11 protein-coding genes are annotated in these 11889 nt (G+C 36.9%); 8 read left to right on the top strand and 3 right to left on the bottom strand.

Features of this window, described 5'->3' with window-relative positions; genetic code table 11:
• Positions 1 to 287 precede the first annotated feature (287 nt).
• The 4 genes from hemC to A6B41_RS07645 are packed head-to-tail and all read left to right on the top strand — an operon-like array spanning position 288 to position 4624.
• Positions 288 to 1220, top strand: coding sequence for a hydroxymethylbilane synthase (gene hemC, locus A6B41_RS07660; RefSeq protein WP_027074228.1), 933 nt, complete (start codon positions 288 to 290; stop codon positions 1218 to 1220).
• Positions 1221 to 1224: 4 nt separating this feature from the next.
• On the top strand, positions 1225 to 1989 hold the full coding sequence (locus A6B41_RS07655; protein WP_027074229.1) for a uroporphyrinogen-III synthase: 765 nt from the start codon (positions 1225 to 1227) through the stop codon (positions 1987 to 1989).
• Positions 1990 to 1999: 10 nt separating this feature from the next.
• Entirely contained in the window at positions 2000 to 3343 is a 1344-nt protein-coding gene (locus A6B41_RS07650) for a uroporphyrinogen-III C-methyltransferase (protein WP_027074230.1), read from the top strand.
• A gap of 15 nt (positions 3344 to 3358) precedes the next feature.
• Positions 3359 to 4624 (top strand): heme biosynthesis protein HemY, encoded by a 1266-nt coding sequence (locus tag A6B41_RS07645; protein ID WP_032847389.1) that lies wholly within the window; start codon positions 3359 to 3361, stop codon positions 4622 to 4624.
• A 45-nt stretch (positions 4625 to 4669) separates the two neighbouring features.
• Here the strand turns inward: A6B41_RS07645 and A6B41_RS07640 are convergent, their stop codons facing one another.
• On the bottom strand, positions 4670 to 5527 hold the full coding sequence (locus A6B41_RS07640; protein ID WP_027074232.1) for a DUF808 domain-containing protein: 858 nt from the start codon (positions 5525 to 5527) through the stop codon (positions 4670 to 4672).
• Between the two features lie 72 nt (positions 5528 to 5599).
• On the bottom strand, positions 5600 to 5869 hold the full coding sequence (gene rpsO, locus A6B41_RS07635) for a 30S ribosomal protein S15 (protein ID WP_005597777.1): 270 nt from the start codon (positions 5867 to 5869) through the stop codon (positions 5600 to 5602).
• 184 nt (positions 5870 to 6053) lie between these two features.
• Here rpsO and A6B41_RS07630 point away from each other — a divergent pair, with 184 nt between their 5' ends.
• The 4 genes from A6B41_RS07630 (at position 6054) to apbC (ending at position 11366) form a co-directional block, all read left to right on the top strand.
• On the top strand, positions 6054 to 7922 hold the full coding sequence (locus A6B41_RS07630) for a SurA N-terminal domain-containing protein (RefSeq protein WP_027074233.1): 1869 nt from the start codon (positions 6054 to 6056) through the stop codon (positions 7920 to 7922).
• 122 nt (positions 7923 to 8044) lie between these two features.
• Positions 8045 to 8692: a YchE family NAAT transporter gene (locus A6B41_RS07625; protein WP_027074234.1), complete on the top strand. Its 648-nt coding sequence runs from the start codon at positions 8045 to 8047 to the stop codon at positions 8690 to 8692.
• 27 nt (positions 8693 to 8719) lie between these two features.
• Entirely contained in the window at positions 8720 to 10264 is a 1545-nt protein-coding gene (locus A6B41_RS07620) for a peptide ABC transporter substrate-binding protein (RefSeq protein ID WP_027074235.1), read from the top strand.
• A gap of 4 nt (positions 10265 to 10268) precedes the next feature.
• Complete coding sequence (gene apbC / locus A6B41_RS07615; protein WP_027074236.1) at positions 10269 to 11366, top strand: iron-sulfur cluster carrier protein ApbC; 1098 nt, start codon at positions 10269 to 10271, stop codon at positions 11364 to 11366.
• Positions 11367 to 11415: 49 nt separating this feature from the next.
• On the opposite strand, the gene A6B41_RS07610 is transcribed toward apbC, so the two are convergent.
• Positions 11416 to 11832: a DUF2251 domain-containing protein gene (locus A6B41_RS07610; protein WP_027074237.1), complete on the bottom strand. Its 417-nt coding sequence runs from the start codon at positions 11830 to 11832 to the stop codon at positions 11416 to 11418.
• Positions 11833 to 11889: the final 57 nt, after the last annotated feature.

Below are 11889 nucleotides of genomic sequence, written 5' to 3'. Positions count from 1 at the left end.
CCTCATAAGTTTAAATTTGATAATTTTTTTAACTTTTGAAATTATTACCCAAAAGAGTTATTTTGTCGTTAAAAATTATACTTCTTGATGTGTTGTTTTGATCTATATCAAGGTTTTAAAAAATGACATATATGCTATAAAATATAAATACGTTTATTTATATATTCTTGAAGAAAAATCACTTAATTTTGATTAATACCAACTAGATAGAGATGATTATTTTTGGCAGTTTGAGGCAAAAAGTGTTAGGATGGGTTACTGACAAGTTTGTTTTAGATTAAAGATTTATGAAGGATATTTTACGTATTGCAACCCGCCAAAGCCCACTCGCTTTGTGGCAGGCTAATTTTGTAAAAAGCGAATTAGAAAAATATTTTCCTAATTTGTCTGTTGAACTGGTGACTATGGTAACAAAAGGCGATGTTATTTTAGATACTCCTTTGGCAAAAATTGGCGGTAAAGGATTGTTCGTTAAAGAATTAGAACTGGCGTTATTGGAAAATCGGGCAGATATCGCGGTACATTCAATGAAAGACGTGCCAATGAGTTTTCCGGAAGGATTAGGGTTAGCGGTAATTTGCGAGCGTGAAGATCCAAGAGATGCTTTTGTTTCAAATAAATTTAGTAGCTTGGATGAATTGCCGGCAGGTTCGGTTATAGGGACTTCCAGTTTACGCCGTCAATGTCAATTAATGGCGAAATATCCTCATTTAACAGTAAAATCTTTACGAGGAAATGTGGGGACTCGTTTGAGTAAATTAGATAATGGTGAATATGATGCTATTATTTTAGCCTCTGCAGGTTTAATCCGTTTAGGGTTAAAAGAGAGAATTCGAAGCTATATTCCGGTCGAGCAATCGTTACCGGCCGCAGGGCAAGGTGCAGTAGGTATTGAAACTAGAGTAAACGATGAGCGTATTTTAAACTATGTTGCAAAATTAAATCATAATTCGACCGCTTGTTGTGTGATAGCTGAGCGTGCGATGAACACTCGTTTGCAAGGCGGATGTCAAGTGCCGATTGGTGGTTTTGCGACGTTAGCAGGCGATGAGATTACATTGAATGCCTTAGTAGGCTCGCTAGATGGTTCACAAATTATTCGAGCTTCCGGTAAAGCTAATATACAAAATGCCGAGCAGTTGGGTATCTCGGTTGCTGAGCAATTATTGGCACAAGGTGCAGATAAAATTTTGGCAGAAGTTTATAAAGACAACGCATAAGATAATGAATGTACTTGTTACACGTCCTGACAGTAGGGGACAAGAATTAGCCGATATGTTGAATGAGCAGCAAATTTTTGCTATTCATCAACCGCTATTTACAATTGAGGCCGGCAAAGATCTGCCGCAGCTTCCATCCGTTTTATCCCGTTTGAAATCGGGAGATTATGTTTTTTCTGTGTCGCCTAATGCAGTGGAATATGCGGTTAAAACGCTTGCTGATACAGGATTTCATTTCCGTGCTGATCTGAAATATTTGGCGGTAGGGCAAAGAACGGCTAAATATTTTACAGAAAAAGCTGAACAAGCGGTCATTTATCCGATAGAATCTGAAAATAGTGAGGGAGTATTAGAGCTGCCTGAAATGCAGAATTTACGAGATAAGACAATTTTGATTTTAAGGGCAAATTCTGGTCGGGAATTGTTAGCTGAAAAAGCGACTTTGCGTGGGGCAAATGTACAATATCTTGAATGTTATCAAAGAGTTCCTGTAACCGATGATATTCCTGAAAAAATCAGCTTATGTAAGCGTTTAGGTGTGGATACAGTTGTAATTACCAGTAGTGAAATTTTAACTTCATTGTTTGAGCAGACAAAAGAGAGTTGCCGTGAATGGTTGCTGGGGTGTAACCTTGTAGTAGTAAGTAATCGCATTGCAAAAATTGCCAGACAGATGGGCTGGCAAGCAGAGCAGATTTTTTTATCATATAAAGCTGATAATGTAAGCTTAATGAATACATTATTTAAAATTGACAACAAATCTAACTAAGGTGGCGAGTATGTCAAGACAAAAAAAAGTACTTGAACAAGTAGAAAATAAGATTGAAGAAGTGGGAGATAAGACTCAACAAGCGGTCGATTCTACAGAATCTTTTGCAAAAAAGGAGGCTGAGAAGGCTGTTATGAATGAGTCTGCTGAAAATATTACTCAAGTTGAAGAAAATATTTCTACTGAAAAAGCAGTAGAAGAAAAAGTTCTCGTTCAGCAAAAATCAAGTGGTAAAGGGTTAGCATTATTATCTTTATTAGTGGCTCTTGCTGTAGGTGGTGCCGGCTATTTTCTAGGAAATCAAAAATTTAATGAGCTTGATGCTCAAATTAAAGCAGTTTCTAAGAAAGTAACTTTGCAAATGCCGGTACAAACTGCACTGGAAATGCCGAATTTTGATAATGAAAAAGCACAAATTAATGAACTTGCAGCACATTACCAAAAAGCGTTAGAGCGTATTAGTCAGCTTGAAAACGCACAAACCGGCTATACTCAGCAAATTAGTGGATTACAGTTACAGCTACAAAAATTAAATAATACTTCTGGTTCTGATAAAACATTCTGGTTGTTATCTGAAGCTGATTTCCTATTAAATAATGCACTCCGTAAAGTCGTATTGGATAACGATATTGAAACAGCAAAAAATCTTTTATTGGAAGCAGATCAAGTATTAACGCAAGTGCCTACTGCCATTAATGTGCGTGACGCAATTAAGGCTGATTTAAATACGTTAGCGAATATTAATGTTGTCGACCAAAATGCGTTAATGCAGCGTGTAGCAAATTTAGCTAATAAATTAGATGACTTGCCTATTTTAGAAAATGAGCAAAATCAAGCATTGAATTCAAACAATCAAGTAACGGATTCAATTGAAGATTGGAAAACCAATTTGGAGAAAAATGCGACTTCTTTCTTAGATCATTTTATTCGTATTTCTAAACGTAATGAAGCCGATGAAAAAGCTTTTGTTGCACCAAATCAAGAAATTTATTTGCGTGAAAATATTCGCTTACGTCTTCAAATTGCGATTTTAGCAATTCCACGTCAACAAAGTGAGTTGTATAAAAAATCGTTACAAACGGTAGGTTCTTGGATAAGAAGTTATTTTGAAACCTCAAATGAAAATGTGCAAAATTTCTTAAAAGAGATGGATGACTTAGCGGAGCAAACTATTTATGTAGATGCGCCTGATTCATTACAAAGTTTGAAAGTATTAGCACAGCAAATTAATAAAGTACCTCAGGCAGTTGAAAAAGTAGAAATTCAAGCTGAAAAAGAGCTAGAGCAAGTTGAGCCGGTGAAAGAAGATGCAACTTCTGAACAACCACAATCGACAAAGCCTTCAGTACAATAAAAGGAGAATAATATTATGTTTAGAACTCTCTTTTTAATGCTTTTATTATTAGCCGGGTTGATTTCAGGTCCTTACCTCGCAGGTAGTCAAGGCTATGTAAGAATTGAAACTGCATCAACAGTGATTGAAATGAGCATTGTGATGCTAGTAGTTTTCTTTGTTATAGCGATGGCGGTAGTTTATGGCTTGGAATGGATATTTACCAAAGTTTGTAGAATGAGTAGTGGCGCATATAACTGGTTTTCAACCCGTAAACATAAAAAAGCACAGCAGGAGACCCTAGAAGGTCTAATGCGTATGAGCGAAGGTAATTATTCCAAAGCAGAAAAATTATTCAGTAAAAACGCTAAACACGCCGATGAACCCGTGCTTAATTTAATTAAAGCAGCAGAAGCTGCACAACAAAACGGGGATGATTTGGCGGCAAACAAATATTTGATTAAAGCCGCTGAAATTGCCGGGCCAAATAATGTAGCGGTGGAATTATCCCGCACTAAAATTTTGTTACAGCAAGGTAAGATCCCCGCAGCTCGTACAGCGATTGATAGTTTATTAGAACTTGCTCCGCATAACGATGAAGTTTTACGTTTGGCTATTCAAATCTACAAAGATTCTAAAGCCTATGTGGCGTTAGACAGATTACTAACTGAAATCGGGCAACGCAGTTTCTTAACCGCAGAAGAGTACGCCGAGTTAGAGCATTTTGTAGATGATGGTTTACAGGATGAACGTTTACAAGAAGAAGGGCAAGAAGGGCTATTGTATTGGTGGGAAAACCAACCAAACCGCCGTCGTAAATCGGTGTATAGCCGTGTAGGTGTGGTGAAACGTTTAATTGATAGTGATGATCACCAATCAGCGGAAGACATAGCGTTAGAAACCTTAAAGAAATTTGAGGATGAACAACTAAACAGCTTGTTTGTTCAGCTTACACGCTTACAGGTTGCTTCAGACAGCAAATTATTAAAAGTGTTAGCAAAACGTGCAGATAAAGCAAATGTAAAATATACAGATGATTACGCAAGAGCATTAGGTTATATTTATACACGTGACGGCGAATACCAAAAAGCGAAAGTACAATTTGAGTTGTTATTAGAACATGATGAGTGTATTGCAGATGATCGTATTATGGCGTTACATGTGGCAGAGCAAACAAATGATATAGTACTTGCAAATCGCATTCGTGAAGAAAACTTAAAACAGGTCAACATGGATGTTCAAGCTAAAGCAGATGGCATTCTTGCCTTGCCTGAAAATCTAAATGAAAGCAAGACATTATAGTATTTAATAAAATAGCAGGAAGTTCCTGCTATTTTTTTACTTTAATTAAGCTTTTTTCGAAAACAATTTCATTATAGGTAAGATAATAATACAACAAATTAAGCCGACTATAATACCTACAACTAAATCAACGAACATTAAATAGTTTGGCGCGATTTGTAATTTCTCTACAAAATGATGGATTGCCGGTAAGCTATGGGAAAAGATTCCACCTCCTACTAAGAACATTGCGATAGTACCAATAACAGAAAGTGTTTTCATAAACCAAGGCATTGTAAATAATAAGCCTTTCCCGATCGCTTGTGAGAACGCACTTTTTTTACGCATTAGCCACAAACCGATGTCATCTAACTTAACGATTAAGCCTACTAAGCCGTAAACAAACACGGTAATGCCGATACCGATAGCAGAAAGAGATAAGATTTTAATGAGAGTAGAGGAGTCTTGTAAAACCCCTAAAGCAATAATGATAATTTCGGCTGATAAAATAAAATCTGTACGGATAGCACCTTTAATTTTATCTTTTTCCGACAGTTCTTCGGATTCGCTATGCTCGTTTTTATGTAAGAATTTGTGCAGTAATTTTTCTACACCTTCAAAGCATAAATAAGCTCCACCGATCATCAACAATGGGATGATAGCTTGAGGCAGAAATACTGATAGAAGTAAGGCAAGTGGAATTAAGATCACTTTATTGATAAATGAACCTTTTGCAACTGCCCAAACAATAGGTAATTCGCGTTCAGGTAAGATATTTTTACCGCTGACTTGATTCGCATTTAAGGCTAAATCATCGCCAATCACACCTGCTGTTTTTTTTGCTGCAACTTTTGTCATAATAGACACATCGTCTAGCACAGCTGCAATATCGTCTAACAAAGTAAATAATGACGCAAATGCCATATTTTTTCCTCAATATTGGATTTATAAAAAAGCCGAACTTTTCAGCTCGGCTCTCATATTTAATATTTGAAATTAGCGACGTAAACCTAAACGTGCGATAGTTTCTGAATATTTAGCAAGATCAGTACGTTTTAAGTAGTCTAATAATTTACGACGACGAGAAACCATACGTAATAAACCGCGACGACCATGGTGATCTTTTTTATGCTCAGCAAAGTGTGCTTGTAAGTGGTTGATTTGAGCTGTTAATAATGCAATTTGCACTTCTGATGAACCAGTATCTTTTGCATCACGACCAAATTCAGCAACGATTTTTGCTTTTGCTTCTACGCTTAGAGACATTTTAATTTCCTTTTTGTTAAGGGTTGATAATACATCAATAGCCGATCTCTAACCCAGCTACGACAGGAATTGTAAATTCTAAAGAGAAAGCGGTTAAATTTCAATAAAAATTTGCAATTTATTTCTAACTCCAGAAAGAGTATAATCAATGCCAATTTTTATCAATAGATTTAGGAATTTTTAAATGATTGAAAGTATGCATGAGCGGACGAATGGACCGGTATTTAAAATTATTTTTGCATTGATCTCTATTTCATTTGTCATAGGTGGTATTAGTGGTGGCTTAATTTCATCTGATAACTCAATTGCTAAAGTCAATGGAGAGGAAATCAGCCAGCAAGTGTTTAATAATGCAGTAAGTCGTCAGCAAAATATTTTGAATGCAGAAATGGGTAGCCGTTTTTGGGATTTAATGGATAATCCCGAATATGCTGCTCAATTTAATCAATCTGTACTGAACGGCTTAGTGGATGAAGAGCTCTTACGGCAATATGCAAAACAGTTAAAGCTTGGTATTAGTGCTGAGCAAATTAAGTCGGAAATTGTAAACAGCCAAATTTTCCAACAAGACGGCAAATTCAGCAACGATTTATATCAACAAACTTTACGTAATAACGGCTTAAGTGCAGATGGTTATGCAGCGATTGTGCACGAAGGTATGTTGCAATCTCAGCTACAAGAAGGCATCGTAAACAGCGATTTTACCGTACCGGCACAGCAAGAGCTATTGGCAAAATTGTTATTACAACAGCGTGAAGTGCGTTTAGCGGAATATTCAATTGCAAAAGAAATGCCAAATCAGATCGCTTCACAAGAAGAATTGAAAGCTTATTATGATGCCAATAAAGCAAAATTATTAGCGCCTGAAAAATTAGTAGTTGAATATGTGTCTCTTTCACCAAAAGATATTGAGAAAAAAGTCCAAATTACTGATGAGCAGATTCAAACTTATTACGACCGTAATAAATCTGAATATATAACAAAAGGCGAAGCTCATTTAGCTCATATTCAATTAACTAATGAAGAGCAAGCAAAAGCAGTTGAACAAGAGCTAAAAAATGGTGCAGATTTTGCTACTTTAGCAAAAGCGAAGTCGATTGATAGCTTGTCTGCCGCCCATGGCGGTGATTTAGGTTGGGCTAAAGCGGGTACTTTCCCAAAAGCATTTGAAGATGCAATAGTAAATTTAAATGCGGGTCAAATCAGTAATGTGGTGAAAGTGGATAATGCTTACCATATTATCAAAGTGCTGGAACGCAAGCCGGAACAGGTTATTGAATTAGCTCAAGTAAAAGATCGTATAGTGGATACTATTCGTCAAGAATTAGTACTAACCGAATATTCAAATACTGCTCGTGAAATGGCAAACAAAGCATTTGAAAATAATAGCTCATTGGAAGAAGTTGCAAAAGCAGGTGGTGTTGAATTACAAAAAACAGCACAATTTACTCGAGCAAATGTACCTGCAGCTTTACAGCATGAAAAAGTGTTAAAAGCGTTATTTGATGGGGAGTTACGTCAAAATAAGCAAAATTCTGATGCTCTAGAAATTGGTACGGAAACTCAACCGAAAACCTTATTCGTACGAGTGAGTGAATATGATGCTGAGCGTGTGCAAACTTTTGATGAAGCAAAGGCTGCAGTTGAGAATTTCGTAAAAGCTGAGAAAGCGGAAAAAGCGTTACAGAGTAAGGCTGATGAAGCTCTTAAAGCATTAAATGAAGGTAAAACAACTGATGTGAAATTTAATGCACCACAAACTTTAGTGTATATGCAAGCAGAGGTGGAGAATCCGACCTTAGCCAAAACGGTGTTTGCAATGAAAAAAGAGGCAGACAAAACAAGCTATCAAGTTGCGCGCAACCAACAAGGTGATATTGTGATTGTTGCATTAGATAAAATCAAGGAGGGAGATGCTGAAAAATTTAATACTTTAGCTCCACAATTCGCAGAAGCAAATCGTTTGATTTTACGTAATGAATTGTTAAAGGATCTTCGTGCAAGAGCTTCTATTGAAGTGAATGAAGAATTTATTAATCAGTCATCTCGTTAATTGTCTAAGTTTTTAAACTAAAAGTGCCCATAATCTGAAATGGTTTTGTGGCTTTTAGTTTTGTCTCCTTTTAAATTACGCTATATAATCATGTAGAAATATCGTTATTTGAGACCGTTGTTGTGGATATTATTGTTAATTTTGCTATCTATCTTCAGTTCTTTATCGGGCTTTTTGCTATTGTAAATCCATTTGGTTCTTTGCCGATTTTTTTCAGTATGACTGCCCATCAATATGAGGGGGAGCGTAATCGTACAAGTTTGGTTACTGCTGTATCAATTGGCATTATTTTGCTTGTCAGTCTTTACTTTGGAAACTTGATTTTAAATGCCTTCAGTATTTCTTTAAGCTCATTTAGAGTTGCCGGTGGGATTTTGATTGTTAGTATTGCGATGACAATGATCAGCGGTAAACTGGGCGAACATAAACAAAATAAAGAAGAAAAAAATGAGGATATTACTGAATATGAAAATATAGGTGTTGTCCCGCTTGCTATGCCGATTATGGCAGGCCCGGGGGCAATAGGTTCAACGATAGTTTGGGGAACTAGGTACCATAATTGGGAGGATTATGTCGGATTTAGCCTTGCTATTATTATTTTTGCATTGATCTGTTATATTTTATTTCGTTATTCAGCTCCTCTGGTTAAGAAATTAGGTAGAACCGGATCGAATGTTGTGACCCGTATCATGGGGTTGATTTTAATGGCACTTGGCATTGAAATTATTGTAGCGGGGATTACTACACTATTCCCCGGGCTTCTTGTTTAATAACCTTGATTCGTTTTTAGGAGACTTATGTTTAAATCTCTACAAGCGGTTAAATTTGTAAAAAAACTGGCAAAAATAACCGCTTGCATGCTACTCATTACTGCTTGTGACAAACTAAATAGTCCTAAATCAACTCAAATCTCACCAATTGAAAGCCACACTAGTGAGCTATTAAAGCGTGCAATTTATTCAGATATATTTGTACTTGATCCTCATAAGGTGAATGCTTCTGCAGATGCGGCACCCTTAAGAGATCTATTAGTGGGTTTAATGGCATACGATGCTAAAGGTGATATCATTCCTGCAATTGCTCAGAATGGATTTAGCGAAGATGGAAAAGAGTGGTTGTTCATTTTAAATGAGAAGGCAAAATGGTCAAATGGCGATGCAGTTACCGCACACGATTTTGTTGCTAGCTGGCAGCGTTTAATTGAACCACAAAATTGCTCACCTCTTGCAAAATATCTAGTCTATATGGGCGTAGAAAATGCGAAAGCGATTCAAGATAAAGAAAAAGAGGCCTCTGAGTTAGGTGTCGTAGCATTAAACGATCATTCTCTACAAATTCGCTTAAATCATCCTAATTATTTATTGCCGGAAATGTTGGCACATGCCGCATTATTACCTACCTATCACGGTATAGCTCCAAATTCAGAAAATTTTGTTAGTAATGGTGCTTACCAACTTGAAGAAATAATACCCAATAAAATGGTATTAAAAGCAGTAGATACAAATATTCCCTTTCAAACAGTAGAATATCAGTTAATTAAACCGGTTGATAATTATACTCGCTTTGATATTGTGGAAAATCCACTTTACAGCCAAAAAACGAATATTGTGAAATTTCCACGTCTATGCTCTTATTATTATGAATTTAACTTTAGTGACCCAATACTAAGTAAAAAAGAGATTCGAGAAGCATTAAGAACAATGGTTGCGTCTGCAAAGATTGGTCAAGAGCATGGCATTCCAAGCCAATCTGTTATGCCACATAATCTGATCAAAGATAGAGAAAAAACTTGGAATCCGATAGTTGTTGAGCAGTTATTAACAAAAGCAGGGATTCATCAAGATAATCCGTTGAAACTGAAGCTGTTATATGATGAAAGTCATATCAATATTAAGATTGCAAACCAAATTACTCGAACGCTTTCACAATCTGAGCTATTTCAAATTACACCTAAAATGGTTGATTGGGAAACCTTAAGTAAATTGAGATATCATAAGGAGTTCCAGTTAATAAGATCAGGTTGGTGTGCAGATTATCCTGATCCTGTGATGTTTTTACAGAAATTTCACTCCAGGAGTCCAGATAATCATTCAAATTATAAAAATGAATTAGTTGATCAAAAACTTGAACGACTACAATTAGAAAACTTAAGTTTAGAAGAGCGTAATCAACTGATTTTAGATATTAATGAACTGCTTTATCATGATGTAGCAGTGCTACCGCTATTTCAATACCAGCATCGGGTTGGGATGGTTTCCTCCCTTTTAGGTATTGATCTTAATAATGATAGCGAAGTAATTTATAGCAAGGATCTACAACGTGTTTCAGCACAAAAGGATTAATATGATGAATCAATTAACAGAGCAGCAACTTGTTGAAATTAAAAGTGTTTTACAACAATTTTCGCACCCAACATTGCAAAAAGATCTTATCGCATTAAATGCTTTTAAAAAGGCAGAGTTAGGTGGAAGTATTTTACGAATTGAAATAACTATGCCCTTTGCTTGGAATGGTGGTTTTCAGGCACTAAAATCAGAGACTGAAGAAAAATTGAAGCAAGTTGCAGCAGCAAGCGGTGTAAAATGGGTACTAAATTACCAAATTGCTACCTTAAAACGTGCGAATAAGCATCCGGCTGTGAATGGTGTGAAAAATATTATTGCGGTTACTTCTGGTAAAGGTGGCGTAGGGAAATCGACTACATCAGTAAACTTAGCATTAGCGTTGCAAGCCCAAGGAGCAAGAGTGGGGATTTTGGATGCGGATATTTATGGTCCATCAATTCCCCATATGCTGGGAGCAAAAGACCAACGTCCGACTTCACCGGATAATAAGCACATCACACCAATTATCGCACATGGTCTGCAATCTAATTCAATTGGTTATTTAATGGATGAAGATAATGCAACCATTTGGCGGGGCCCAATGGCAAGTAGTGCGTTAAGCCAGCTACTGAATGAAACTTGGTGGAATGAATTGGATTATTTAGTGATTGATATGCCGCCGGGTACGGGGGATATTCAATTAACGCTTTCTCAGCAAATTCCGGTAACAGGTGCGATTGTTGTTACTACTCCACAAGATATTGCACTATTAGACGCTATTAAAGGAATTTCAATGTTTGAGAAAGTTTCTGTACCGGTGCTTGGTGTGGTGGAAAATATGTCGATGCATATTTGCTCAAACTGTGGTCACCATGAAGCCATTTTTGGGACCGGTGGGGCAGATAAAATAGCACAAAAATATGGAACTCAAGTGTTAGCACAACTGCCGCTACATATCCGTTTACGTGAAGATTTAGATGCCGGTGTGCCAACGGTTGCTGCGGCACCGGATCATGAGATTAGTCAGGCCTATTTTGCCTTAGCGGAAAAAGTAGCTGCTGAGCTCTACTGGCAGGGAAGTGTGATTCCATCCGAGATTATGATTAGAGAAGTAAAATAGGATCAGAGATTTTTGTTTTAGGGACGCACTTTGGTGCGTCCTTATAGTTTTAGCTATTGCTTAACCATTTCTCAACTAATTCTTTCGTGGTTTCTTTATGCACCCACATACTGCCAAGTTCCGGGTGAGGGAATTTGCTGTGGTTATAGCCAACAAATTGACGGAAATCAAACACCGCGTGCGGGTAGCCGTTGATCAGCAAGAAGGCTTGATAACCGCTTTCGTCCCAACAAATTTCTACTCGGCGTGGCTCGTGTAGCGAGTTTTGTTCAATATCACTAATGCTAAAAACAAATAAGCTATCTACCACCGGCTGTTCGGTTTGGTGTAAATCCATTGCATAAAAATAGCCGGTTTCTTCATCAATTTCAAACATCACCACCAAATGTTCATGCTGAGTGGAATGAGCCCCATTGCGGTAAGGTTCATTGAGTAAAATGTGATCGGTTAAAACAGAGTAGAGCATTGAGTTATCCTTATATAGAAAAATGCCACTGATTTCTCAGTGGCATTTGCAATTTTA

This window comes from Mannheimia granulomatis, assembly GCF_013377255.1.
GTDB lineage: Bacteria > Pseudomonadota > Gammaproteobacteria > Enterobacterales > Pasteurellaceae > Mannheimia > Mannheimia granulomatis.
Note: the sequence above shows the minus strand (reverse complement) of the source record. Positions and strands in the feature narration are given on the sequence as shown.